Source organism: Streptomyces sp. NPDC005195 (assembly GCF_040608315.1).
GTDB lineage: Bacteria > Actinomycetota > Actinomycetes > Streptomycetales > Streptomycetaceae > Streptomyces > Streptomyces kaempferi.
Genome location: NZ_JBEXHZ010000063.1, coordinates 1 through 25255 on the forward strand (window position 1 = coordinate 1; position 25255 = coordinate 25255).

At 71.3% G+C, this 25255-nt stretch carries 24 protein-coding genes and 1 tRNA gene; 4 read left to right on the forward strand and 21 right to left on the reverse strand.

Annotated elements, in window-relative coordinates:
* Positions 1–49: 49 nt before the first annotated feature.
* The 7 genes from ABZV34_RS32730 to ABZV34_RS32760 all read right to left on the reverse strand — a co-directional run bounded on the left by ABZV34_RS32730 (position 50) and on the right by ABZV34_RS32760 (position 7350).
* Positions 50–2644, reverse strand: coding sequence for a tryptophanase (locus ABZV34_RS32730; RefSeq protein WP_356284784.1), 2595 nt, complete (start codon positions 2642–2644; stop codon positions 50–52).
* 357 nt (positions 2645–3001) lie between these two features.
* Complete coding sequence (locus ABZV34_RS32735; RefSeq protein WP_356284787.1) at positions 3002–4351, reverse strand: cytochrome P450; 1350 nt, start codon at positions 4349–4351, stop codon at positions 3002–3004.
* A gap of 8 nt (positions 4352–4359) precedes the next feature.
* Positions 4360–4953 (reverse strand): ATP/GTP-binding protein, encoded by a 594-nt coding sequence (locus ABZV34_RS32740; protein ID WP_356284789.1) that lies wholly within the window; start codon positions 4951–4953, stop codon positions 4360–4362.
* Entirely contained in the window at positions 4928–5305 is a 378-nt protein-coding gene (locus tag ABZV34_RS32745; protein WP_356284792.1) for a DUF742 domain-containing protein, read from the reverse strand. Before ABZV34_RS32745 ends, ABZV34_RS32740 begins: the two co-directional genes overlap by 26 nt.
* Positions 5302–5703 (reverse strand): roadblock/LC7 domain-containing protein, encoded by a 402-nt coding sequence (locus tag ABZV34_RS32750; protein WP_168531241.1) that lies wholly within the window; start codon positions 5701–5703, stop codon positions 5302–5304. Before ABZV34_RS32750 ends, ABZV34_RS32745 begins: the two co-directional genes overlap by 4 nt.
* Positions 5700–6869: an ATP-binding protein gene (locus ABZV34_RS32755; protein ID WP_356284795.1), complete on the reverse strand. Its 1170-nt coding sequence runs from the start codon at positions 6867–6869 to the stop codon at positions 5700–5702. Before ABZV34_RS32755 ends, ABZV34_RS32750 begins: the two co-directional genes overlap by 4 nt.
* A gap of 407 nt (positions 6870–7276) precedes the next feature.
* A tRNA-Pro gene (locus ABZV34_RS32760) sits at positions 7277–7350 on the reverse strand.
* Between the two features lie 179 nt (positions 7351–7529).
* Between ABZV34_RS32760 and ABZV34_RS32765 the strand changes: the two genes are divergently transcribed.
* Entirely contained in the window at positions 7530–8231 is a 702-nt protein-coding gene (locus tag ABZV34_RS32765; RefSeq protein ID WP_356284798.1) for a transketolase, read from the forward strand.
* A gap of 100 nt (positions 8232–8331) precedes the next feature.
* Positions 8332–9243 carry a transketolase gene (locus tag ABZV34_RS32770; RefSeq protein ID WP_356284801.1) on the forward strand — a complete coding sequence of 304 codons (912 nt, stop codon included), beginning with the start codon at positions 8332–8334 and terminating at the stop codon, positions 9241–9243.
* 59 nt (positions 9244–9302) lie between these two features.
* Here ABZV34_RS32770 and ABZV34_RS32775 read toward each other — a convergent pair whose 3' ends face one another.
* The 14 genes from ABZV34_RS32775 to ABZV34_RS32840 all read right to left on the reverse strand — a co-directional run bounded on the left by ABZV34_RS32775 (position 9303) and on the right by ABZV34_RS32840 (position 23047).
* Entirely contained in the window at positions 9303–10571 is a 1269-nt protein-coding gene (locus tag ABZV34_RS32775) for an MFS transporter (RefSeq protein ID WP_356284803.1), read from the reverse strand.
* Between the two features lie 231 nt (positions 10572–10802).
* Positions 10803–11165, reverse strand: coding sequence for an MmcQ/YjbR family DNA-binding protein (locus ABZV34_RS32780; protein ID WP_356284806.1), 363 nt, complete (start codon positions 11163–11165; stop codon positions 10803–10805).
* A gap of 108 nt (positions 11166–11273) precedes the next feature.
* Positions 11274–11813 carry a GNAT family N-acetyltransferase gene (locus ABZV34_RS32785; RefSeq protein WP_356284809.1) on the reverse strand — a complete coding sequence of 180 codons (540 nt, stop codon included), beginning with the start codon at positions 11811–11813 and terminating at the stop codon, positions 11274–11276.
* Positions 11810–12382 carry an XRE family transcriptional regulator gene (locus tag ABZV34_RS32790; RefSeq protein ID WP_356284812.1) on the reverse strand — a complete coding sequence of 191 codons (573 nt, stop codon included), beginning with the start codon at positions 12380–12382 and terminating at the stop codon, positions 11810–11812. The genes ABZV34_RS32785 and ABZV34_RS32790 overlap by 4 nt, the downstream gene beginning before the upstream one ends.
* Positions 12383–12502: 120 nt before the next feature.
* On the reverse strand, positions 12503–13408 hold the full coding sequence (locus tag ABZV34_RS32795; protein ID WP_356284815.1) for a LysR family transcriptional regulator: 906 nt from the start codon (positions 13406–13408) through the stop codon (positions 12503–12505).
* A gap of 31 nt (positions 13409–13439) precedes the next feature.
* Positions 13440–14633 (reverse strand): glycine C-acetyltransferase, encoded by a 1194-nt coding sequence (locus tag ABZV34_RS32800; RefSeq protein WP_356284840.1) that lies wholly within the window; start codon positions 14631–14633, stop codon positions 13440–13442.
* Positions 14634–14643: 10 nt separating this feature from the next.
* Positions 14644–15672, reverse strand: a complete 1029-nt coding sequence (gene tdh / locus ABZV34_RS32805) for an L-threonine 3-dehydrogenase (protein WP_356284818.1) — start codon at positions 15670–15672, stop codon at positions 14644–14646.
* Between the two features lie 180 nt (positions 15673–15852).
* The gene (locus ABZV34_RS32810; RefSeq protein ID WP_356284820.1) at positions 15853–17046 is read right to left on the reverse strand and encodes a Gfo/Idh/MocA family oxidoreductase; all 1194 of its coding nucleotides are present in this window, start codon (positions 17044–17046) and stop codon (positions 15853–15855) included.
* A 214-nt stretch (positions 17047–17260) separates the two neighbouring features.
* Complete coding sequence (locus ABZV34_RS32815) at positions 17261–17851, reverse strand: GAF domain-containing protein (RefSeq protein ID WP_356284823.1); 591 nt, start codon at positions 17849–17851, stop codon at positions 17261–17263.
* A gap of 100 nt (positions 17852–17951) precedes the next feature.
* Complete coding sequence (locus tag ABZV34_RS32820; RefSeq protein WP_356284825.1) at positions 17952–18551, reverse strand: ATP/GTP-binding protein; 600 nt, start codon at positions 18549–18551, stop codon at positions 17952–17954.
* Entirely contained in the window at positions 18529–18900 is a 372-nt protein-coding gene (locus ABZV34_RS32825) for a DUF742 domain-containing protein (protein ID WP_153287578.1), read from the reverse strand. The genes ABZV34_RS32820 and ABZV34_RS32825 overlap by 23 nt, the downstream gene beginning before the upstream one ends.
* Before the next feature lie 2 nt (positions 18901–18902).
* The gene (locus tag ABZV34_RS32830; RefSeq protein ID WP_168531218.1) at positions 18903–19337 is read right to left on the reverse strand and encodes a roadblock/LC7 domain-containing protein; all 435 of its coding nucleotides are present in this window, start codon (positions 19335–19337) and stop codon (positions 18903–18905) included.
* Between the two features lie 70 nt (positions 19338–19407).
* Positions 19408–21414, reverse strand: a complete 2007-nt coding sequence (locus ABZV34_RS32835) for an ATP-binding protein (RefSeq protein WP_356284828.1) — start codon at positions 21412–21414, stop codon at positions 19408–19410.
* A 355-nt stretch (positions 21415–21769) separates the two neighbouring features.
* On the reverse strand, positions 21770–23047 hold the full coding sequence (locus ABZV34_RS32840) for an MBL fold metallo-hydrolase (protein WP_356284831.1): 1278 nt from the start codon (positions 23045–23047) through the stop codon (positions 21770–21772).
* A gap of 589 nt (positions 23048–23636) precedes the next feature.
* Between ABZV34_RS32840 and ABZV34_RS32845 the strand changes: the two genes are divergently transcribed.
* The gene (locus ABZV34_RS32845) at positions 23637–23798 is read left to right on the forward strand and encodes a hypothetical protein (RefSeq protein ID WP_356284834.1); all 162 of its coding nucleotides are present in this window, start codon (positions 23637–23639) and stop codon (positions 23796–23798) included.
* The gene (locus ABZV34_RS32850; protein ID WP_356284837.1) at positions 23795–24985 is read left to right on the forward strand and encodes a Glu/Leu/Phe/Val dehydrogenase dimerization domain-containing protein; all 1191 of its coding nucleotides are present in this window, start codon (positions 23795–23797) and stop codon (positions 24983–24985) included. Before ABZV34_RS32845 ends, ABZV34_RS32850 begins: the two co-directional genes overlap by 4 nt.
* Positions 24986–25255: the final 270 nt, after the last annotated feature.

The following is a 25255-nucleotide window of genomic DNA, read 5'->3' on the forward strand; positions in this document are numbered from 1 at the left end:
CGCTCGACGGCCCGTGCGGGGCTCGTCGGGCGCCACCCCCGCCGCCGTGCTAGCCGGTCACCGGCTGGAGCTTGGCGCGGAAGTGCCGCAGGATCGGGGACTGCTCCACGATCCGGTAACCGCGCACGGACTCCGCGGACTTGGCGATCCGTTCCAGGGTCCTGCCGACGTGGTCGTAGTGGCTGCGGGTGTACACACGACGCGGCAGTGCCAGCCTGACCAGTTCGTACGGCGGGCTCTTGACCGGGTTCCCGTCCTCGTCCTCCTCGCCGAGGTAGAGCGAGCCGAGTTCGGCCGAGCGGATGCCGCCCTCCAGATAGAGCCGGCAGGCCAGGGCGTGGCCGGGGTACTGGTGGGGCGGTATGTGGGGCAGCAGCCGTCCCGCGTTGAGATAGAGGGCGTGCAGGCCGGGCGGTTCCAGGATGTCGACGCCCGCGGCACGGACGCGTTGGGCCAGATGGTCGGCGCTCTCCGCCCGCTCCGCGAGATAGGCGGGCTCGGTCACCTCCTGCAGACCCTGGGCCATCATGTCGAGGTCACGGCCGGCGAGACCGCCGTAGGTGGGGAAGCCCTCGGTGGCGATCAGGAGGAGTTCGCACTTCTGGGCGAGCTCCGGGTCGTTCAGCCCGATGAAGCCACCGATGTGGACGATGCCGTCCTTCTTGGCGCTCATCACACAGCCGTCGGCCAGACGAAACGCTTCCTCCGCGACCTGCCGGGGGGTGTGGTTGCGGTAGGCCTCCTCGTGCCGGGTGACCAGCCAGGCGTTCTCGGCGAACCGGGCCGCGTCCAGGATCAGCGGGACGGAGTGGCGACGGCACAGTTCCGACGCCCGCCGCAGGTTCTCCATGGAGACGGGCTGACCGCCGCCGCCGTTGTTGGTGATCGTCATGACCACCGCGGCGACGCGCGAGCCGGTCGATTCGCCCAGTGCCTGCTCCAGCGCCCCCAGGTCGATGTTCCCCTTGAACGGCTCCCGGCTGTCCAGGTTGCGGGCCTCGGGGCACGGCAGGTCGCGGGCCACACAGCCGTTCAGCTCCACGTTGGCGCGCGTGGTGTCGAAGTGCGTGTTGGACAGGACGGTGTCGCCGGGTTCGAGAAGGTTGGAGAAGAGGATGCGTTCCGCCGCACGTCCCTGGTGGGCCGGCAAGATGTGGGTGTAGCCGGTCAGTTCCGACACCGTCTCCCGGAAACGGTAGAAGGAGCGCGAGCCCGCGTAGGACTCGTCACCGGCCATGCCCACGGCGAGCTGCGCCGACGACAGGGCACCCGTGCCCGAGTCGCTCAGCAGGTCGATGGTCACCTCGTCGGCGCGCAGGTCGAAGAGGTTGTAGTGCACCCGTTCGATGGCCGCCTTGCGCTGCTGGGGCGTCGTGAGCGGAATGGGTTCGACGACTTTGATCCGGTACGGCTCCATCCTGATTTCTGCTCCTGCCTTTCCGTGTCCTACTGAGTGGAGGGTTTCGCGCGGCTCGGTACGCGCCGCGCGGGGGGAAGAGAACGGCTGGTGACGCGGCCTGGCGGGCAGCGGCGGCCGCACCGCGTACGCCTCCGAGGAGATGTACGCGGTAACACGTGGCGGCCGGTTCCGTTCGTGAACCAGCGCCAGGTACGCGATGAGACCGACTCCGTCGTGCAGCGGTCGCGAGCTGACGGTGGCCAGCGACCGGTCGAGCACGGTGGGGTCCATTCCGTGGCGGCGCAGCACGGCCGTGGCTCGGGCGTGCGCCTCTCCGTCGTGCCGGACGTAGTCCCGTACGGGCACGTGGAGGGTGAAGCCGCTCGGCAGGCCGGTCGCCGCCTCCGTGAAGGAGTGGCAGGAGAGCACGGGCCGTCCCGCCAGCCGGACGGCCTCCCCCACGCCGGAGTACCGGTCCGCTCCCTCCAGGCCCGCCGCGACCCGGAAGAACTCCTCGAGGGTCTCCCGTCCCGGGCCGGACTCACTGCGGGACAGCGAGCCGGCGTCGGCGGCCGACGCGTCGCGATGGGTGACGTAGACCTTCACCCGAGGTGTCTCCCAGTCACCGAGGTCGAGGGCGAGGAAGGGATAGCCGTCCGCCGGGGGCAGTGCGTCGAACGCCCGCCGGTGGCCGAGTCTGTCCAGCGCCTCGCGCAGGGTCTCGGCGGCCCGGTCCGGCCCGGATGCCGCGGGGTTCAGATAGATCTTGACCTTGGGCACCCCGCCGGGAAGCAGTTCCAGAGCGATCCACAATGCCAGGGGGCCCTGGGGGTCCGGAGGGAAGAACAGGTCCTCCAATCCGTCGAGCCGGTCGGTGGAGAAGCCCCATCGCTCCGCCATGGCGCGGACGACACGCAGTCCGGTACGGCCCTGTTGTGCCAGGCTCTCGGCCGCGTACCCCGGTTCCAGCAGCACCCGCAGGGTCGGGGGCGCGTCCGGAACGAGGGCGAGGGAGTACTCGACCGGTGAGTGGTCGTCGGACAGGAAGCTCGGGTGGGGCGGTGGCCGGTCCAACGGCCGCTCCGCTCCGCTGCCCAGACAGTCCGTCAGGACACGCGCGTAGACCTCGGCGTCGGACCGGCGCAGCCCCACGGCCTGGCACAGCCGTAGTAACTGGTCCGACACGAAGGTCCCCAGTGGCTGGGCTGCCACGATCTTTCCACCGCTGAGACGGGAGGAGATCACCGGCAACCCTCCTGGTGCGACGCGGAGTTCGCGTGCCACGGGTGGGGTGGGGCGGGAGCCCGGCGGGACCGGGGCTCCGGAGAGTGGGCAAAAAGATACCCGCCTGTGCGGGCGGGTATCTCGCCTTTCGGCCTGTGCGGGGTGATGCATATGACCCGGCGGGGGTGGGAACTCCCCCGCGGGGCCGGTCGTCGGGGACGGTGGACTGCTGCGCGGTGCTGAGCTGAAGTGGCGTCGGTGGACGAGGGCTCCACGACACCTCCTTTAACTTGTGTTACAACTCGGATACCGCGCTCTTCCCTACCCCCACGGTTGAATGTTCATGCTGTGTGCGGATGTTGCCGGATGTTGCGTAGCTCACGCCTTCCACCAGGAGAGGAACGAACTCCACAGGCCGCCGCGGTCCTGTCGGCCCGGTGCGCCGCCCTGGTCGCCGTGCGCCGCGGTCCCCGGCTGCTGCTGCGCATCCGGCTGTTGCCGTACGGCCCGCACCGGATGGAAACGGGCCGGCAGCGCGGCCAGGGCCCGGTTGAAGGGGCCGGGCCGCCAGGTCAAACTGTCCTCGGGGACGGCCAGTTCGACATCGGGCAGCCGGTTGAAGAGGTTCTCGATGGCCGCCACGGTGATGAGGCGGGCGGGGTCCTTCGCCGGGCAGGCGTGTGGTCCCGCGCTCCACGCCAGGTGGGACCGGTTGCTGGCGGCGTGGCGGGACGCCGCGAGCGCCGGATCGGTGTTGGCCGCCGCGAAACTGACCAGGACCAGATCACCGGCCGCCAGCTTCTGTCCGGCGAACTCCATGTCCGTCGCCGGATAGTGCGGGGCGTAGTTGGCCATGGGCGGGTTCTTCCACAGCGTGGTGTCGATCGCCTCCTCGATCAGCCCGCCCGCCGCGTAACGGTCGTCGGTGAGCAGCAGGTGCAGGGTGTTCGAGATGAGGTTGCGCAGCGGTTCGGCGCCCGCTCCCAGGAGGAGGACGAGCTGGTGCGCCATCTCCTCGTTGGTCAGGGCCGCCTGATGCTGCATCAGCCAGGAGGTGACGTCGTCGCCGGGGCGTGACCGCTTGAGGGCCACCAGTTCGCCCACCGCCTGGGACAGCACCTCGTTCGCCTTCTCGGCGTTCACGCCGTCGAAGATGCCGGATATACCGAAGAGAACGCGGTCACCGATCTCGGCGGGGCAGCCGAAGAGTTCGTTGAAGACGAAGAGCGGCAGCAGTTTGGCGTAGTCGTTCAGCAGGTCGGCCGAGCCACGCGTATGGAACTGTGCGATGAGGTAGTTCGAGACCCGCTCGGCACTCTGGCTCAGCCAGTGCGAGTCGACACGCGCGAAACTGTCCGTGACGGCCTGCCGCAGCCGCATGTGTTCGGCGCCGTCACTGAACATGCAGTTGGGCCGGTACGCGAGAAGCGGAAGGACCGGGCTGTCCGGACTGATCACGCCGTCGTTGAAGTCCCGCCAGCGGCGCGAGTCCTTTCGGAAGGAACTCGCGTTCTGCAGCAGTTGGAGCGCCGCCGAGTAGTCCGTGACCAGGGTCGCCTCGACACCCGGAGCGAGTTCGACCGGTGCGGTCGGCCCGTAGTGACGCATGTACTCGTAATAGGCCTGCGGATCGGCCGCGAACTCCGAGCCGTACAGCGGCACCGGCTCACCCGTGGCGTGAGCCGGGCACCCGGGCGGGGGCACGGGAACGGTCGAATCAGTGTTCATACTTGCTCCTAGCGGACACGGTCCTGCAGATAGTGAACGAGGGTGATCAGAGCGCTGGCCGATGATTTCTCGTCACGCGCGTCGCAGGTGACGACCGGGGTGTCGGGCAGCAGATCCAGTGCCTCGCGCAGGGCGCGTTCCTCGCGAATCGGCGTACCGTCGAAGCGGTTGACGGCGATGGCGTAGGCCAGTCCGTACTGCTCGATCAGGTCGATGACGGCGAAGGAGTCCGCCAGCCGCTCGGGGTCGACCAGCACCAGCGCGCCGAGCGCGCCGCGCGCCATGTCCTCCCACATCTGCACGAACCGCTGCTGTCCCGGCGTACCGAACAGGTACAGCACGACGTGATCGCTGATCGTCAGGCGCCCGAAGTCCATGGCGACCGTGGTGGTGGTCTTGCCGCGGACGCCCTTGAGGTCGTCGATCTCCTCGCCGGCCTGCGTCATCGTCTCCTCCGTGGACAGCGGAGGAATCTCGGACATCGTCCCGACGAAGGTGGTCTTGCCGACCGCGAAGTGCCCGACGATCAGGATCTTCACGGCGGTCTGCGCCGCTCCGCCGCGGACGTACGCGGTCTCATCCAAAACGGGCCCGGAGACCATCCAGCACCTCCTGAAGTATCTGCTCGTCGACCAGGCGGGCACGTGCCACCGGCGCGCGCGTGATGAGGTAACCGCCCTCGGCCAGGGCGTTGAGGAGGATCTTCACCACGCCCATGGGCAGGTGCATGTGTCCGGCGATCTCGGCGACCGAGAGGTAACCGCCGGAGCACATCTCCAACAGGCTCTGTTCCTCGGGAGAGAGCCTGGTCCGCCGCTGGGGGTGGTCGGCGGCGGCCGTGACCAGGGTGATCAGCGAGAACTGGTCGCCCTCGGGGAGATCCCGGCCGTTGGTGATGACATACGGCCGCACTAACTCCGCGGCTTCGGGCTCCTGCTTGTCGGAGTCGGTCACGGGCGTGCGCCGATGTTCTCGCGCGGCGGGGTCGTCAGCGCCTTGCCCAGCTGTCCGACCAACTGCTGCATACGGAAGGTGATGTCCGCCATGTCGATGTCGGTGGAGGCCGAGACCGCGAGGTAGGCGCCGTCACCGGCGGAGATCAGGAAGACCCAGCCGCCGTCGAACTCGACGAGCGTCTGGCGCCACTTCAGGTCGGTCCCGTCGCAGAAGAACCCGATCGAGCGGCTCAACGACTGCACGCCGCTCATCGCGGCCGCGACGGTGTCCGCGGTGTCCCTGTCGACCCCCTTGGAGGAGGCCATCAGGAGCCCGTCGGCGGAGACCAGGACCGCGTGCAGAGCGCCGGGAATCTCCAGGACGCCGTCAAGCATCCATGACAGATCGTTGTTCACGAAACCTCATGCCCTTCGCTGCTTGCCTCATGTGCGTTGCTCGTCCGGCCCGCGGGGTCCGGGTGCGCGGCTCGGCCGGTCTGGGTGCCGCGCTGGAAGGCGCCCATGATCGAGGCGGTCTCCTCCTCGGAGCGGCCCGGTGCGCTCGCGGTGTCGGAACTCTGCGGCACGATGGCCATGGCCCGCCTGCGGCGGCGCTTGGGCAGTCCGTCGGCGGTCGTGGTCGCGGCCACGACGGGATCAGGACCGCTCGGGTTCAGCGAGGGAACAGTGCTCACGGTCTGCGCCCGCTCCTTTGGTTCCGGCATGCTGGTGAGCAGCTCGTCCGGCAGCAGCACCACGGCCCGCACACCCCCGTAGGGGGAGGTGGAGTCGACGGACACCGTGAAGCCGTAGCGCTCGCAGAGCACGCCGATCACCGCGAAGCCGAACTGCGGAGGATTGCCGAGCCCGGAGACACCCGAGGCCCGCTCACTCGACAGGAGTTTCGCCGCCCTGGTCTTCTCCTCCTCGTTCATTCCGACACCGGCGTCGTCGACGACGATGCAGATACCCTTGGGTACCGCGCGGACGTTGATCTCGACCGTGGATTCCGGTGCGGAATAACTGGTGGCGTTGTCGAGCAGCTCGGCGAGGGCCAGTGCCACCGGTTCGACGACCCGGCTCGTGACCGCGAAATCGACCTGCGACAGAATCTCGACCCGCTGGAAGTGACGGATTCTGCCCTGCGCGCTGCGGACCACGTCGTAGACGGAGGCGATATCGCGCTGCCGGCCCAGCCAGCCCTCACAGAGAACCGCGATGGACTGAGCACGCCGGCCGAACTGCGAGTTCATGTGGTCAATTTCCAGGAGATCCTGGAGTATGAGCGACTCGCCGTACTTCGTCTGCAGTTTCGAAATAGCGAGCTGCTGCTCGGCGGCGAGCCCCTGAAGGGTTCGCATCGCCGATTTGAGCGCCGTTCTCGTTGCTTCTTCGGCGTGCTCCTGAGCCTTTTTCACCGAGGCAGAATATTGATTCTCGAGCTCAGCGTAATGATCCCTGAGCTCTTGATTTTCCTGCTTTAAACTACGCGTCGCCCGCTGTCCACGAATAATGGCGGCAGCTGCAAGCGGAGTCCCAGCGATAAGAGCCCAGAGAGCCGGGTCCTGTATGTATTGCGTCATAAGACTCTCTTCAAGCGACTGGCAGCCAGCTACTGAATTCCCGTCAGCACGGCGGGCCCACAGCCCACTGCGCAAGGATTACCGCCCGGGCCGTACTGCTGGCCGGAAAAGTCGTTCTGTGCCCGTAGCCCGCTCGGCAAGTGCGGCGATCGTATCATCGCCCCAAGTCATGACGGACCGTCAAAATGGGGAGCAGTTGCGAACATTGACGACTGGTCAGTTACCTCAGGGACCCTCCGGCCGGACGGGATTCCTTACGCAATCAGCCCCCCGCCCCGCATCAAGGGTGATATCCGAAAAGGAAGCTCTGTCGCTTTCGTCAACCGGTGCCCGGAGTGGACGCCAAAAAGCTCGGAGGCCGCCTTCTCATCGCTGAGAAGACGGCCTCCGAGCTACGACTTCAAAAGTCGGGACGACAGGATTTGAACCTGCGACCCCTTGACCCCCAGTCAAGTGCGCTACCAAGCTGCGCCACGTCCCGTTGCCCGCCTGACCTGGGGTTTCCCCCTGGCCGAACGTGCACCGAAACAATACCGCACTCGCACCCGTGGTCGCGCACCCCTTTCTTCGGGGCCGAGGGAACCTCAAGTCTTCGAGGCCGAGGGAACCTCAAGCCCGCCGCTTGACCTCAAGTTTGGTCGAGGTTGCACGATCGTCACCATGACGATCACGACGGAACGCGGCCACGGCTACCCTGACCTGCCCCGGCTGATGGGGCTGATGACCGGCGACGAGAAGCACGGACCGGCGGCTACCTCCACACTCGACGCGCTGTGGGTGCTCTACGACCGGGTGCTGCGGGTCAGGCCAGAGCGGCCGGACGATCCGGAGCGCGACCGGTTCCTGCTCTCGAAGGGGCACGGGCCGACGGCGTACTACGCGGTCCTGGCGGCCAAGGGTTTCCTGCCCGTCGAATGGCTGCCTGGTTTCGGCTCCTACGACTCGCCGCTCGGGCACCACCCGGACCGGGTGCTGGTCCCGGGCGCCGAGATCGGCAGCGGCTCGCTCGGGCACGGACTGCCGATCGCCGTCGGCACCGCGCTGGGCCTGCGCGCCCAGGGGCTGGACGAGCCGCGCGTCTGGGTGCTGACCGGCGACGCGGAGCTGGACGAGGGCAGCAATCACGAGGCGATCGCGTACGCCGGTCCTGCCGGGCTCTACCGGCTGCACGCCGTCGTGATCGACAACTCTTCGGCGAGTCATGCCCGGCCCGGTGGCATCGCCGCCCGGTTCGCGGCGGCGGGCTGGTCCGCCCTGACCGTCGACGGCCGCGACCACGAGGCGCTGTACGCCGCCTTCACCGCGCCCCATCCGGGTCGGCCGCACGTCGTCGTCGCCCGGGTCGAACCGAAGTCCGCCTGAACGGCCACCTCACGCGTCCCCGTCGCGTCACCGGCTCTCCCCTCGTCACCGGGACCGTCCTCACCGGTTCATCCCGCACGTCGTCGAAAGGACCACCCCCATGGACACCATGCGTGACCGTTTCGCCCCCGTCGTCTCCCGGCTGCTCGACGAGGACCCCCGGGTCGCGGTCGTCCTGGCCGAGATCGGCACGGACGGCTTCGCCGAGGCCCGGATCAGACATCCGGAACGGGTGGTCAACGTCGGGATCCGCGAACAGCTCCTCGTCGGAGCGGGCGCGGGTCTGGCGCTCACCGGGCTGCGGCCCGTCCTGCACACCTTCGCCAGTTTCCTCGTCGAGCGTCCCTTCGAGCAGGTGAAGCTCGATCTCGGTCATCAGGACGTGGGCGCGGTGCTGGTGAGTGCCGCCGCGTCCTTCGACTGGCCCGCCGGGGGCTTCACCCACATGGCACCCGGCGACGTGGCGCTGCTCGACACCCTGGACGGCTGGACCGTGCACGTACCGGGGCACCCCGACGAGGCCGAGACCCTGCTGCGGCACGCGGTCGCCGCCGGCGACGACAAGGTGTACGTGCGGCTGTCGACCCAGTCCAACGCGCAGGGCCGCCCGGTCGACGGGGCACGGCTGCACAGGGTCCGCGAGGGGCGCGGCGGCGTGGTCGTCGCCGTCGGGCCGATGCTCGACGCGGTGCTCGCGGCGACGGAGGGGCTCGATGTCTCCGTGCTGTACGCCACCACCGTCCGGCCGTTCGACGCGGCGGCGCTGCGGCGCGCCACGGAGGCGGCGGGCACCGACGTCGTGCTCGTCGAGCCCTGTCTGGCGGGCACGTCCACGGCCGCCGCGGGCGACGCGCTCGCCGACGTACCCCACCGCGTGCTCGGCCTCGGCGTCGGCCGCCGCGAACTCCGCAAGTACGGAACCGTCGACGAGCACCTGGCCGCGCACGGGCTGGACGCGGGGTCCCTGCGGGAGCGGATCGGCGGATTCCTCCGCGCTCCGGGGGGCGCGTGACCGGACGCCTGCGCAGCAGGCGTCGACGGCAGCCGGAGGCCGGGGCGGCTTCGGCCGGCTCAGCGCGGGTCGCGTCGCGCCGGTCGGCGTACCGCCGGGGCCTCGCGCGCGAGCGGTGCCGGCGGGTCGACGCGCAGCAGGTTGCGGATGGCCGGCACCAGGAGCAGGGACGTGCAGACGAAGAGGGTCATCGCGCCGGCCACGAGGAGGACGTTGCCGGCGCCGAGGACCGTCGCGGCCGGCCCCGCCAGCGCCTGCCCGAAGGGCATCATCGCCAGGGAACCGGCGACGTCGTAGGCGTGGATGCGGTTGAGGACGTCGGGAGCGACCTGGGTCTGCACGCTGGTCGCCCACATCACGCCCCAGAACGACATGCCGGCGCCCGCGGCCACCGCTCCGGCCGACATGGCCGGGACTCCGAGGCCCGCGCCGACGGCGGCGGGGAAGCAGGCGAAGGCGAACAGGGCGATCGAGCCGGCCCGCAGCATGTGGCGGGGGCGCAGCCGCAGGGCCAGCAGACCGCCGACGACGGTGCCGGCGCCGAGCGCGGAGTTGACCAGGCCGTAGGCGCCCGCGCCGTACCGCTGGACCACCTCCGTGGCCACCAGGGGGACGGTGGGACCCGAGATGAAGAGCATGTACACGCACCAGATGACGATGACCCCCCACAGCCAGGTCCTCGCCCTGAACTCCCGCCAGCCCACGACGAGATCGCCCCGGAAACTGCCACCGTGCGGCCGGCTCCCTGGCGCGGCCGGAGGGAGGCGGAGCAGGAGCAGACACAGGGCGCTCAGCGCGTACGTCGCCGCGTGCGCCGCGAAGACCCCGCCCGCCGAGGAGAACGCGACCAGCAGTCCCGCGAGAGCGGGGCCCGCGAGCTGCGCGGCGGACTCGGCGATCCGGATCGCGCCGTTCGCCCCCTGCACGTCGGCCGCCAGGCGCGGCACCGTGCTGGCGACGCCCGGCTGGAAGACGGCTCCGGCCGCGCCGTTGACCGCGCCGATCACGCAGATCTGCCACAGGAGCACATGGCCGGCGAAGAAGAGCCCGGCGGCGAGGGCCTGGGTGACCAGTCGTACGAGGTCGGCCCCGATCATCAGCCTGCGCGTGCTGAACCGGTCGGCGATGACGCCGCCGAAGATCACCAGTCCCGCGAACGGGGCGGCGGACGCGGCCATCGCGAGGCCGATCGCTCCCGCCCCGTAGCCGTGCTGGAGCAGTCCGGCGGCGAGTGCCACCGGGAGCATCGTGTCGCCGAGCCGGGCGAGGGCCCGCGCGACGAAGAACAACGCGAAGTCCCGCGACCAGACCGGCGCGAGACCGGTCACGCCGACGGGTCCCCGGCGCGTCCCCCCACCGCCGCCCCGCGTCGGATCCCCCGCGTCCTCGTCGGCCGGCGATCCGGACCGCGTCGGCTCTCCACTCGGTGACGTCCCGTACATCCCGCCCGTGCCCCTCACCCGCGGTCGCCCCGCGGCTCCCCCCGTGGACCGGACGTCCCTGCCTCCGCTCCGGCACCCGGATCATGTCACGCGGCACACCCGGTGACGGAGCGATTTTCACCGGTCCGCGGGGAGCCCCAACTCCGGGTAGGAGTCGAGCAGCCGGGGCGGGGCGGCCTGTCGCCAGGAGTCGGCGAGGATGTCACGGAGTTCGTCGTCGTCCTCCAGGGCCGCGAGCCGGACCCGGACCCAGGCGAAGCCCGCCTCGTGGTCGGCGATCCAGAACTTCCGCGGCTCCGCCAGGGCGAGTTCGTCCCGCTCCTCCTTGGGGCAGCGCACGGCGATCGAGGTCTCCTCCTCGGGCAGGGTGGCGAACATCTTCCCGGCGACCCGGAAGGTGGGCATGCTCCAGGCGGTCTTCTCCGTCGTGTCCGGCAGGGACAGGGCGATCCGGCGTACGTCTTCGGCGTTCGGCGACATGGGACGCACGGTAGCCAATGGCACCGACACACCACCGCTGACCTGCGGGATCAGAGGGACGGCCGGGAGCCGCCGGCCCACCCGGACGGGGCGGGGCGGGCGCGTCACCTACGTCGCCGCCTCGGTGGCGGCTCCCACCCGCTTGTAGAAGACCGTCGTCGGGCGGAGCGTGCCCGTGGGAGTCGTCGCGTAGTCCGGTATCGCTCCGAGGCGGGTCCAGCCCGCGGACAGGTAGAGGGTCTCGGCCGGGCTGTCGGTCTCCGTGTCGAGGTGCAGGAGGGTGACCCCGGCCGCGACGGCCGCCCGCTCGGCGGTGGTCAGCAGCGTGCGGCCGAGTCCCCGCCCCCGGCCGTCCGGGCGCACCATCAGCTTCACCAGCTCGGCGCGGTGGCGGCTGTTGGGCTTGTCGGGGAAGGCCAGGCCGACCGTGCCGAGCATCCGGTCCGCGCTGTGCGCCACCCACACCGCGAGGTGGCCGGCCGCCACCTCGGCCGCGCGCCCCTCCCACCAGGCCACGGCCGACGCGCGGCCGAGCGGCGCGAGGAAACCGACCGAGGCCCCGCCGTCCACGGTGTCGGCCAGGAGAGCGGCCAACTCCTCGGCGTGGGCGAGGACTTCGGCCGAGCTCAGCCGGGAGACGGCGGTCACGGCCTCACCACCACCAGCGCGTACCGCACGTCCCGCGGGCCGGGGCAGCGGAAGCGGGTCGGGCCCCACACCCGCAGTCGGAGGCAGTCACCTGTGCCTAGACGGTGCTCGACGTCCCGCGCCGTCACCTCCAGCGCCCCGTCGAGCACCCAGATGTGCTGCTCCAGACCGGGCACGGGAGGCCGGTCGTACGCGATGTCGGCGCCGGCCGCGAGCCGTCCCTCGACGAGTTCGCCGCGCAGCCCCGTGTGCGGCGGGGACACCGACCGTCGTACGAAGCCGGAGGCGCCGTCCCTCCAGACCGTCTGGTCGGCCGCCCGCACCAGCCCGGCGGGTTCCGCCTCGACCTCGCTGAGCAGCTGCGACATGGTGCACCCGTACACGGCGCACAGGCGGTTCAGGAGCGAGGCCGTGGGGCTGATCTCGGCGCGCTCGGCCCGGGAAAGGGTGGACCGGCTGACCCCGCTGTGTTCCGCCAGCTCCGCGAGCGACCAGCCCCGTTCGGCCCGCAGCTCGGCGAGCCGGGCTCCCAGCCGGAGGTCGACGGCATCCTGCACCTCGGTTCCCATATTCGGGATGCTATCCCAGATGCGAAACAGCAGAGGGGCGGGACCGGAGGCGAGGACAGGCGAGGGATCGGGGTCGGCGTCGGTATTGGCACCGGCCGGAGGTCACAGACGTCACAGACGTCACTCCACGGTCGCGGCCCGCGCCAGCGCGTCCAGCACCGGACGGATCAGCGGATGCCCCTCCGCGCCACGCCGTACGGCGGCGAAGACCCGGCGGGTGGGCGCGACCCCGTCGACGGGGCGCACGACCACGCCCGTGAGGTCCATGCCGATCAGGGCCGAGCGCGGCACCAGCGCGACGCCCGCGTCGGCGGAGGCGAGGGCGACGACGGCGCGGAAGTCGTCCGAGGAGTGTTCGAGACGCGGCTCGAATCCCGCGTTCTCGCAGGCCAGGACCACCACGTCATGGCAGGGATTGCCGGGGTAGGGGCCGATCCAGGGGTCCTTGGCGAGTTCGGCGAGCGGTACCTCGTCGGCGTCGGCCAGACGGTGGGTGACCGGGACCACCGCGTCGAACGGCTCGGCGTACAGGGGCAGGTGGGTCAGTCGCGGGTCGTCCGCGTCCGGGGCTCCCCGGTACTCGACGGCGACCGCGATGTCGACCTGCCGGTCGAGCACCATCGGCAGGCTGGCGTCGCCCTCGGCGTCCTGCACCCGGACATGGATACCGGGTGCGGTGACGGCGAGGCGGGCCAGCGCGGGAGCCACCACGAGGCCGATGCCGGTCGCGAAGGCGGCGACGGTGACCGTGCCGGCGGAACCCGAGCTGTAGGCGGCCAGCTCGGCCTCGGCCCGCTCCAGCTGGGCCAGCACGGCGTGGGTGTGGCCGAGCAGGATCTCACCGGCGGGCGTCAGCCGCACGCCCTTGGCACCCCGCTCGACGAGCCGGTGCCCGGTCTCCTGCTCCAGGGCGGTCAGCTGCTGGGAGACCGCCGAAGGCGTGAGATAGAGCGCGGCGGCAGCCGCCGTCACCGTGCGGTGGTCGGCCACCGCACGGAGGATGTGGAGCCGCCGCGCTTCGATCATGCGACCGATTCTCTCAGGTCACACAGGTGATTCAGCCTTCGAGCTCGGCCCGCGCCGCCACGAACGCGTCCACCGCGCGGTTCACGTCGTCCGTCGAGTGCGCCGCGGACAGCTGCACCCGGATCCGGGCCTGCCCCTGCGGGACGACCGGGAACGAGAAGCCGATCACGTACACCCCGCGCTCCAGGAGCAGTTCCGCCATGCGCCCGGCGACGGACGCGTCACCGATCATGACCGGGGCGATCGCGTGGTCGCCGGGAAGGATGTCGAAGCCCTCGGCGGTCATCCGGGAGCGGAACAGCGCGGTGTTCGCGGCCAGCCGCGCGCGCAGGTCGTCCGCCGACTCCAGGAGGTCGAGAACCTTCAGGGAGGCCGCCGCGATCACCGGGGCGAGCGTGTTCGAGAAGAGGTACGGACGCGAACGCTGGCGCAGCAGGGCGACGATCTCGGCGCGGGCCGCCACGTAGCCGCCGGACGCGCCGCCGAGCGCCTTGCCGAGGGTGCCGGTGATGATGTCGACACGGTCCATCACGCCGTGCAGCTCGGGGGTGCCCCGGCCGCCGGGGCCGACGAAGCCGACGGCGTGCGAGTCGTCGACCATGACCATCGCGTCGTAACGGTCGGCGAGGTCGCAGATCTCCTGGAGGGGAGCGACGTAGCCGTCCATCGAGAAGACGCCGTCCGTGACGATCAGACGGCGCCGGGCGTCCGACGCCTCCTTGAGCTGGGCCTCCAGATCGGCCATGTCACGGTTGGCGTACCGGAAGCGGCGCGCCTTGGAGAGGCGGATGCCGTCGATGATCGAGGCGTGGTTGAGGGCGTCGGAGATCACCGCGTCCTCGGCGCCGAGCAGGGTCTCGAAGACGCCTCCGTTGGCGTCGAAGCAGGAGGAGTAGAGGATCGTGTCCTCCTGGCCGAGGAACGCGGACAGCCGCGCCTCCAGCTCCTTGTGCACCTCCTGCGTACCGCAGATGAAGCGCACGGACGCCATGCCGTAGCCCCAGCGGTCGAGGGCCTCGTGGGCGGCGGCGACGACCTCGGGGTGGTCGGCGAGGCCGAGGTAGTTGTTCGCGCAGAAGTTGAGGACCTCGCCGGGACGGCCGCCCGAGGTGACGCTCACGGTCGCGGACTGCGGGGTGCCGATGACGCGCTCGGGCTTGTGGAGCCCGGCGGCGCGGATCTCGTCGAGGGTGGTGCGCAGATCGTCGCGTACGGAATCGAACATCATCAGTTCCTTAGAGGGTCCAGTCCAGAATGACCTTGCCGCCGCGGCCGCCGGCCGCTTCGGCGAAGGCGGCCTCGTGGTCGCGGAAGCCGTATCGGCCGGTGATCACCGGAGCGAGGTCGAGGCCGCCTTCGAGGAGCACCGACATCGCGTACCAGGTCTCGAAGATCTCCCGGCCGTAGATGCCCTTGATCGTGATCATGGAGGTGACGATCCGGGACCAGTCGACGGGGAACTCCTGGGCGGGCAGGCCCAGCATCGCGATCCGGCCGCCGTGGGTCATGTTGGCGATCATGTCGCGCATCGCCTCGGGGCGGCCGGACATCTCCAGGCCGATGTCGAAGCCCTCCCGCAGCCCCAGCTCGCGCTGGCCGTCGGCGATCGTCGCGGACGAGACGTTCAGGGCGAGGCTGACGCCGATCTTCCGGGCGAGTTCCAGGCGCTCCTCGCTGACGTCGGTGACGACCACGTTGCGGGCGCCCGCGTGCCGGGCCACCGCGGCGGCCATCAGGCCGATCGGTCCGGCACCGGTGATCAGTACGTCCTCACCGACCAGCGGGAAGGAGAGCGCCGTGTGCACGGCGTTGCCGAACGGATCGAAGATCGCGGCGACGTCGAGGTCGACGGGGACCCGGTGCACCCACACGTTGGTGGCGGGCAGGGCGACGTACTCCGCGAACGCGCCGTCGCGGCCGACGCCGAGGCCGACCGTGGCGCGGCAGAGGTGGCGGCGTCCGGCCAGGCAGTTGCGGCACTTTCCGCAGACCAGGTGGCCTTCGCCGCTGACGCGGTCGCCTGCCTTGATGTCGTCGACGTCACGGCCGGTCGCGACGACCTCGCCGACGAACTCATGGCCGAGCACGAGCGGTGTGGTGATGGCCCGCTGCGCCCAGCCGTCCCAGTTGCGGATGTGCAGGTCGGTTCCGCAGATCCCGGTCCTCAGAACCTTGATCAGTACGTCGCCGGGGCCGATCTCCGGCTCCGGGACGTCCACGAGCCAGAGCCCGGGCTCCGCCTTCTCCTTGACCAGCGCCTTCACGCAACGGCTCCTGTGGGTGAGGCCCCGGGGCAGGGCGCGCCGAAGGGGCCCGTACCGGGGAGAGGGGTGTATTCCCTGAGGAATCTGCCGTACGACCGTAGTCCCGGTCCATCGAGGTTTTCTTAAACGCGGCCGCAGCTTTCCTTCACGCGTCGGATTCCCCGGTTCCCGCACCGCCCCCTACACCTCCCCGGGCACCTGCCCCCGTTCGAAGTAGGCGAGCAGTTCGGGGTCGAGCGGGGGCACCTCGCGCACGGTGCCCCCGTCCCGCAGCGACTCCGTGGCCCGGAACCCGGCGGCCACCGCCATGCGCGCGGCGACCGGGGAGGTGTCGGTGTGCCCCCCTTCCCGCACGAACCGGAGGAACTCGTCGATCAGCAGCGGGTCGGCGCCGCCGTGCCCGGCGTCCTCGGGGGGCTCCGGCACCAGGTACTCGGCGTCGGCCAGGGCCCGGTGCCCCGAGCGGCGGGTGTTCCAGACCTTCACCACGGCGCCGGGCCCGTCCCCGAAGTTCTCCAGCCGGCCCGCGTCACCGATCACGGTGTAGTTGCGCCAGTAGTCGGGGGTGAAGTGGCACTGCTGGTAGGCCGCCAGTACCCCGTTGTCCAGGCGCAGGTTGACCAGCGAGACGTCCTCGACGTCGATGACCGGATTGAGTGCCCGCTGGGTGTGCGGGGGCCAGTGACCGTCCTCGGTGTACCAGTCCTCCGGCCGGGGCTCCCCCGGCTCCCGTCGGTGCGGGTTGTCGCCGTACACCATGAGGTCTCCGAGCGCCTGCACCTGCCGCGTGTACCCGCCGGCCAACCAGTGCAGTACGTCGATGTCGTGGGCCCCCTTCTGCAGCAACAGGCCGGTGGTGAAGCGGCGTTCGGCGTGCCAGTCCTTGAAGTACCAGTCCCCGCCGAAGCCGACGAAGTGCCGCACCCACACGGTTTTGACCGTCCCCACGGCGCCGCCCCGGACGAGGTCGCGCATCAGCCGGATCACCGGCATGTGGCGCATGTTGTGGCCGACGTAGAGGCGGGTGCCCGTCTCGAAGGCGGTGCGCAGGACGGCGTCGCAGCGCTCGATGGTGATGTCCAGGGGCTTCTCGACGAAGACGGGCTTGCCCGCGCGCAGTGCCTCGCGGGCGAGGTCGGCGTGGGTGTGGTCCGGGGTGAGGACGAGCACCGCGTCGACGTCCGGGTCGTGGACGACGTCACGGTGGTCGTCGACGGTCCGGACGCCGGGGATGCGGGCGGCGGCGGCCTCCCGCAGCAGCGGGTCGTGTTCGGCGAGGACGCTCACGCGTGCGCCCCGGCCGGGGCGGTGGGCGGTGAGCGCGAGGGGACCGCGCAGGCCGAAGCCGAGAACGCCGAGACGCAGATCGGTCATGGGGTGCCTTCCGGGCCGTGTCGGGTGGCTCGGGCACAGCGTTCCTCCGCGGGAGCGGGGCCAACCCCCGGCGGGTACGGCGGGTACGGCGGGTACGGCGGGTACGGCGGGCAGGGCAGGCACAGCGGCGGCCACTGCGGCGGGCAGAGCAGGCACGGGTTCCTAGGGGAACGTCGTCCGCGCGGCGCGCACGCGCCACCGGCGCCGTGCGGCCTCAGAACCCCGCGCCTGCCTCCCGCCGGCCGAGCTGCTCGACCAGTTCCGCCGCCATCGTCTTGATGGTCTCCAGGCCCGCTCTGCCCCACGGGCGCGGTTCGAGGTCGACGACGCAGACGGTGCCGAGCGCGATGCCCGTGCGGTCGATGAGCGGCGCGCCGAGGTAGGAACGGACCCCGATCTCGTCGACGACCGGGTTGCCGGCGAAGCGCGGGTAGTCGCAGACGTCCTCCAGCACCAGCGCCCTGCGGCGGACCACGACATAGGGGCAGAACCCGTAGTCGCGGGTCATATAGCGGCCGACACCATGATGGGTGCCGTCCGTGGGGGCCGGCACCGCCCGGGTGGCCGAGACGTTGCCGTCCGGGGTGTGCAGGCCCGCGAAGAACTGCCGGTTCTCATCAATGAAGTTGACCATCGAGTACGGCACCGCGGCGACGTCGGCGAGCCGGTCCGCGAAGGCGTCGAAGACGGGCTCGGTGTGCTCCCCCAGGCCGAGCCGGCGCAGCCGCCGGACCCGGGCGGGGGCGTCCTTGTCCTCCGGGGTCAGCAGCAGCCGGCCGACCGGACGCGGTGGGTCGTAGCTCATGGACGGACTCCGTGGTGGGGGCCGGGTGTCATATGCGGGCTCCGTGGTCGGGGACGTGGGTCATGTGCGGGCTCCTTCGCCCGGTGCGTACGTCGGTGCGTCACCTGTGGGCTCCATGAGTGGGGGCGTGCGCCGGTGCGTGGGCGAGGAGATGGCGCACCAGGGTGAGCAGGGTCTGCACGCCCGAACTGGAGATCCGGGCGTCGCAGCGCACGATGGGGATCGCGGGGTCGAGGTCGATGGCCGCCCGCACCTCGGCCGGGTCGTAGCGGAAGGCACCGTCGAACTCGTTGACGGCGACGATGAAGCCGAGACCACGCTGCTCGAAGAAGTCGACGGCCGCGAAGCAGTCCTCGAGGCGGCGGGTGTCGGCGAGGATCACCGCGCCGAGCGCGCCCTCGGACAGCTCGTCCCACATGAACCAGAACCGCTCCTGCCCGGGTGTGCCGAAGAGGTACAGCACATGTTCGGGGTCGAGGGTGATGCGGCCGAAGTCCATCGCCACCGTGGTCTCGACCTTGTTCTCGACGCCGTCGAGATTGTCGGTCGCGGCACTGACCGTGGTGAGCAGCTCCTCCGTGCTGAGCGGCGCGATCTCGCTCACCGCGCCCACGAAGGTGGTCTTGCCTACCCCGAATCCTCCCGCCACCAGGATCTTCAGCGCGGTGGGGAAGGGGTCAGAGCTGTCGTCGTAGTCCATCGAGCACTGCCTCCAGAAGAGACCGGTCAGTGGGGTTGTGGTGGAACTCGGGGGGTTTGGTGGTCAGCGCCCCGCAGTCGACGAGATCGGACAGCAGCACCTTGGTGACCGCCGCCGGCAGCTTGAGCTGCGCGGCGATCTCCGCGACCGAGACGGGCGCCCGGCACAGTTCGAGCGCCTGGGTGTGCTCGGGGCCGAGGTAGCCGAGGGGCGTGGCTCCGGTGACCATGACCTGCGACAACAGGTCGAGCGCGGTGGTCGGACGGGTCCGGCCGTTGCTGACCGTGTAGGGACGCACCAGCCGCCCGGCCGCGTCGTCGAGCCAGGGCCCGTCGCCGGCCGCGGCCACCCTCACGGCCTCATCGCCGTGGGGCCGACGGCGGCCTGCCTGGGCGCGGTCATCAGATACGGGCGGACGCTCTTGACGAGCATCGCCATCTCGTAGCCGAGCACCGCCGCGTCGGCCTCGCGTCCGGCGAGCACCGCGAGACAGGTGCCGGAGCCCGCGGTCGACACGAACAGCAGGGTCGAGTCGAGTTCGACGACGACCTGCCGCACGTCGCCGCCGTCCCCGAAGCGGACGCCCGCGCTGCGGCCGAGCGAGTACAGGCCGGAGGCCAGCGCCGCCATGTGGTCGGCGCTGTCCGGGTCGAGGCCGTGGACGGACTTCACGAGCCCGTCGCAGGAGAGGAGTACCGCGCTGGTGGTGTGCGGCACGCGCTGCACGAGGCCGCTCATCAGCCAGTCGAGATCGGATGCATGGCCGGTCGGCACGTCGCTCGCCATGGTGGATCGACTCCTTGGGTACGAAGGTCTGCGGGAGCGCAGGTGGGGGTGGGCGTGCTCGGGAGGCTGGTCATCCGGCCGGTGCACTCCCGTCGTGCCTGGCCGTGAGGTCGTGTCCGGGCGTGGGGGAGGTGTCCCGCGTGCCCGGCGCGTCGGCCGGGGCGGGCGCATGTCCGGTGTGCGGGTCGGCTATGTGTGTCGCGCCCAGGTGATCGCCGGTCGTTCGGACGGCGCCCAGGGGCGGAACGTCCAGGTGGCCTTCCAGGTGGGGCGAGCGTGGGGACGGCTGGTCGACGCGGATCACCCGCAGGGGTGGCAGCGCGTCCAGGTGTGCGGGGTCCGGGTGCGGCCGATCGTCGGGGAACTCGGTCTGCCGGGCCTCCGCCAGTCCGATCCCGCGCTGGAACGCCGCCATCAGCCCGGGGTCGTGACCGGCGACGTGCTCCGAGTCCTGGCGGGGCAGGGGCCCGTCGCGCAGTTGGGGCGCGATGTGCTCCTGGGCCCGCCGGCGTGGCAGTTGGGGCCTCGCCATGGTGCCCCGGACCACGCCGTTGCGCGGGGTGGGTGGCATCTCCGCGTTCTCCGCCACGAGGTGCCGGTCGTCGGGGCGGATGCCGGGCACGGCCTCCGCCGGGTTGGGCCGCTCGGCACCGGCCCCGCGCACCGGGAGCGGCGCGGGTCCGCCGCCGCCCGCCCCGTCGTGCCGCGGCGCGGCGGGCTCCGTCTGCTCCCGGCGCGGCCGCGGCACGGGGGACGCCGCCCCGCTCGCGGCGGGAAGCGGGACGGCCTGTCCGGCCGGTGGTCCCGCGGGCGGGAGCGCGCTGCCCGCCGTCTCGCGGGATGACCGCCCTTGGTTCCCCGGGACGCCCGGCTCCGTGCCCAACAGCTCCTGCGGCACCACGAGTACGGCCTGGACACCGCCGTAGATGTTGCTCTGGAGCCGGACGTGGATGCCGTGTCGCCGAGCGAGCTGCGACACCACGAAGAGACCGATCCGGCCGTCCTGGAGAAGGCTCGCGACGTTCACCTGATCGGGGTCGGTGAGCAGCGTGTTCATCTTGTCCTGCTCGCCCGGCGGCATGCCCAGGCCCCGGTCCTCGACCTCGACCGCGAGCCCGGAGGTGACGAGGTTGACGCGCAGCAGCACCTGGGTGTGCGGGGCGGAGAACACCGTGGCGTTCTCGACCAGTTCGGCCAGCAGGTGGATGACGTCGGCGACGGCGTGTCCGCGCAGGGTGCCGTCGATCGGAGGCACCAGTTTGACCCGCGAGTACTGCTCGACCTCGGCGATCGCCGACCGCAGCACCTCGGTCATGGAGACGGGGTTGCTCCACTGGCGTCGGGAGACGGCGCCGCCGAGGACGGCGAGATTCTCGGCGTGCCGCCGGATGCGGGTGGCGAGGTGGTCGACATGGAAGAGGCCCTTGAGCAGGTCCGGGTCCTCGATCTCGTTCTCCAGCTCGTCGAGGATCGAGATCTCGCGGTGCACGAGGGACTGAAGTCGTCGCGCCAGGTTGACGAAGACCTCGACCTTCTGCTCGCTGCCGGCCCGGCTGGAGAGCTGTGCGGCCTGCACGACGGCGGTGACGGCGCCGTCGTGCGCCCGGGAGAGGTCGGCGGCGAGCAGCTCGAAGTCGTCGGCGTCCGGGAGGGGCCGGCGGTTCGGTGCGCGCGGGGACGGGGTCTCGCCGCGGCGCAGGCCCTCGACGACGGCACGCAGGTCCGCCTCCGTACGGGCGCTGGTACGGCGTATCGCGGCGAGGCGGTCCCGGACGGACCGGGCGGCCCGGTCGGCGGCCACGGCGGCGACGAGGATGCCCGCGAGGGCCACCCCGAAGGCGCCGGCGAGGACCGCCCAGAGAGCCGCGCCCGGGCGGGCGCCGGTGGAGCGCACGGTGAACAGGACGGCCGCGCACGCGCTGAGGGCCACCGCGGTGGGCGGCAGGACCGCCATCCGCAGCAGCTGGGGCCTGAGGGGGGTCTCGGGCGGCGAGGGGGCGGCACGGGCGACCGGCCGTCCGTGCCGCCCGCCGTCACGGCGCTCTGCGTGGGCGGCCGGTGCGCGAAGGTGAGACATCAGCGTCCTCGTAGTGGGCGTCGGGGGCACTCGGGCTCCCGCGGGTCTGCGCGACTTGGGCGTGCGCCATCGCGGTGCCGGTCGAGAGAGCCGAAAAAAACGGCCCTGCGTCGCCCGACGGCAACTGACAGTAGTCGGCAACGCGACAGGTGCGGTGGGCAGTTGACAAAGTCCCCCGGCCGGCGTCCCGCTCTGGTATGAGGCCTCGCACGGCAGACCGATATCACCGTCGGACAGACGTTCCCGAGAGGCATCGTTCTGATCAGCGCTGGTCAGAAGTGGTCACGAAAAGACGGCGAGGGCCGGGGAGCGCGACGCGCCCCGGCCCTCGCCGTAGATCGGAATGTCAGGAAATTCAGCCGGCCGGCACCGTCTCCGGCTCTCCGGTGTCCTCCGCGGCTCCGCTGCCGGCGTCACCCGGCGTGTCGGAGCCCGCCCCGCCGGGAGCCGGCGCACCGGAACCCGCAGGGACGGAAATCGGGGCATGGGCGTCGGCACTCGCGCCCGCGGGCCAGCCGCCCTCGGGCGGCATGGCCACCCCGCGCCACCAGGGCGCGGACGGCACGGTCTCGGCGGTGGGTTCGAAGGGCTCACCGGGGTGCGGCAGCGCGATGCGCGCGCCGACCGCGTGCGCGGCCGCTATGGTCCCCTCGCCGGGCTCCACCCACGGGTGCGTCGCCAGGTTGAACGTGGCCCAGTGGATCGGCATCATCACACCGCCGGGCCTGCCGCCCTGGAGGTCCAGGTGGGCGCGCATGCCCTCCTCGGGCGTCATGTGGATCTCGGGCCAGAACTCGCTGTACGCGCCGATCTGGATCATCGTGGCGTCGAACGGGCCGTGCTCGGCGCCGATGTCCTTGAAGCCCTCGAAATAGCCGGTGTCACCGCTGTGGTAGATCCGGTGCTCGTCGCCCGCCACCGCCCAGGAGGCCCACAGTGTGTGCTGGGTGTTGCGCAGGCCCCGGCCGCAGAAGTGCCGGGCGGGGGTGGCGGTGAGGGAGATGCCGCCGACCTTCGTGGACTCGTTCCAGTCCAGCTCACGCAGACGGTCCGGGGAGACGCCCCAGTGCTCCAGGTGGGCGCCGACGCCGAGCGGCACCGCGAACACCGTGTCCGTGTCGGCGAGGGCCTTGATGGTGGGCAGGTCCAGGTGGTCGTAGTGGTCGTGCGAGATGACGACGACGTCGACCGGGCCCAGCTCGGCCAGCGGCAGCGGTACCGGGTGCAGCCGCTTGGGTCCGACGAAGTTGAAGGGAGAACAGCGCTCGCCCCAGACCGGGTCGAACAGCACACGGTGCCCGTCGATCTCCGCCAGCACGCTGGAGTGCCCCATCCAGGTGAGCCGCAGCCCGCTCGTCGCCGGTCCGGCGAGGTCGGCGAGCGTCGTGGGGTGCACCGGCACCGTGCCCGCGGGGGCGCGACGGACGCGCTCCTCCTTGCGGAAGAAGACCTTCGCGAACTCGATCATGGAGCCGTCGGGGCGGGTCCGGGCGCTCACCGGGTTCTGGAAGACCCCGTCAGCGAAATTCGGTGATCTGCGGATGCGCTCCAGGCGCTCACCGCCCGGGTCCGCGCCGAAAGCGGCGGGCTGCAGCGCGCGGAGCCCGGAGCTCAACGTACGGAAACCGGTCACGGTACCTCCAATGGAGTCGGTCGGGCCTCCCATTATGGTCGGCCCCTCCGACAGCGCCGGGACTCCGTCCTCGCGGGGTCACGGTGCGGTGTCCCCGGCACGCACGCGGCCAGGACCCGGTCCCGGTGCCCGCGCTGCCGGACGAACCCGCCGGAGGGGCCCATGGCCCGTAGGTGGCAACCCCTGGGCGCCCTCTCTTCTTCCGCACCGGGGAGCGGGATTCCGAGACGCGCGGACGTGCCCGGCCCGACGCGGGGGACGAACGGGCCGCGAACCGGCCGTCCGGGCACGCGAACACCTCGGCCATCACGGTGGAGCCGCACCAGAACCACCCCTCCCTCGCTTCCCCTCATCCCCCACCGCTGCCGCTGCTCCGTCCAGTGGATTGACACAGCCGGACGACGTTCCGATACTGACCGACGATTCAGTAAAGGCTCCGTCGGAGGCGTTCGCACCGGTCCGTGCGCACCGGAGGGAACGAGGGACGCCCGACGTACGCACCGAAGCAGACGGTTCCCGAGCGGCGTCCCCTCCCGCCCAGGGGTCTGCCCGCACACTGAGTCGGTGCCGAAGTGGCCGGCGGGTCGCGATGCGGTCGTCGCCGTGGGTGGCGAGCCGGCCGGGAGTGGTCTCCGGTCGCCGCCGACCGCCCACGGACGGCGCGCCCGTCGACGGGTCGGCCCGCGTCCTCGCCGAGGTGCCGCGCACGCACGACCCCGCCCTGATCGCCGTCCCCGAGGAGTACCCATGACCGCGCCTTCGACCGCGCCCCTGATCACACTCACCTGGACCGACCACGTCACCGGCCGCCAGGGCTTCCTCGTGGTCGACCGCCTGGTCCGGGGTGTCTCCAGCGGCGGGCTGCGGATGCGCGAGGGCTGCACCCTGGACGAGGTCGCCGGGCTGGCCCGGGGCATGACGATGAAGGAGGCCCTGCACTACAACCCCGAGGGCCGCTACATCCCGTTGGGCGGCGCCAAGGGCGGCATCGACTGCGACCCCCAGGACCCGGCGGCGTACGGCCTCCTCGTGCGCTATCTGCGTGCCATGCGCCCGTACATCGAGAGCTTCTGGACCACGGGCGAGGATCTCGGGCTCACCCAGGACCTGGTCGACCGGGCTGTCACGGAGGCGGGGCTCGTCTCCTCCATCCAGGCCGTGTACCCGCTGCTCGACGACGAGGAGAGCGCGCGGAGCCGTCTCGCGGACGCCTTCGCGGTCGAGGTGGACGGGATCGGGCTCGACGAACTGGTGGGCGGCTGCGGTGTCGCCGAGTCGGTGCTCGCGGCCCTGGACCGTGCCGGGGCCGCGTACCCGGGAACACGCGTCGCCGTACAGGGCCTGGGCACCATGGGCGGAGCCACGGCGCGCTTCCTGGCGCGCGCCGGTCTCACCGTCGTGGCCGTCGCCGACGTCAAGGGCACGATCGAGAACCCGGACGGACTCGACGTCGACACGCTGCTCGCGGCGAGGGACGCCTACGGGACGGTGGACCGCTCGGCGCTTCGCCCGGCCGACCGTGAACGTCCGGCCCACGCCTGGCTGTCGGCCGACGCGGACGTCCTGGTGCCCGCGGCGGTCTCGTACACGATCGACACCACGAACCAGGCCCGGATCACCGCCCGTTGGATCGTGGAGGCGGCCAACATGCCCGTCCTGCCCGAGGCGGAGGACCTGCTCGCCGCGCGCGGTGTCCTCGTGCTGCCGGACGTCGTCGTCAACTCCGGTACGAACGCCTGGTGGTGGTGGACCCTCTTCGGTGACATCGGCGCCGACGCAGACGAGGCGTTCGCGTACACCCGGCGCTCCATGCGCGGTCTGATCGACCGGATGCTGGCCCGCGCGGAGGCCGACGGGACGACGCCGCGGGCCGCCGCGCACGCCATCGTCGCCGACCGGCTGCCGGTGATCGCGGAACGGTTCGGGTGGTACCGCTGACCCGGAACCCGGGCCTTCCTCGCCGGGCTCCCGGGCCGGACTCCCACTCCGGACTCCCACCGAAACCCGTCGCGCTCCCGTCCAAGTCACCTGCGCGCGGCCGGAGTTCCCGGCGCCCGGGGAGTCAGACCGCGTCCGGATCGGCCACCGGTCCGTCGTCCGACCCGGGCGAGGCACTAGTGTGATGCGCCAGAAATTTCGCCGATAAATCACTAGGCTGTTTTCATGTCGCCGGGTCCTCGTGCTGTTGACGTCGTCCTGTCCGCTGAG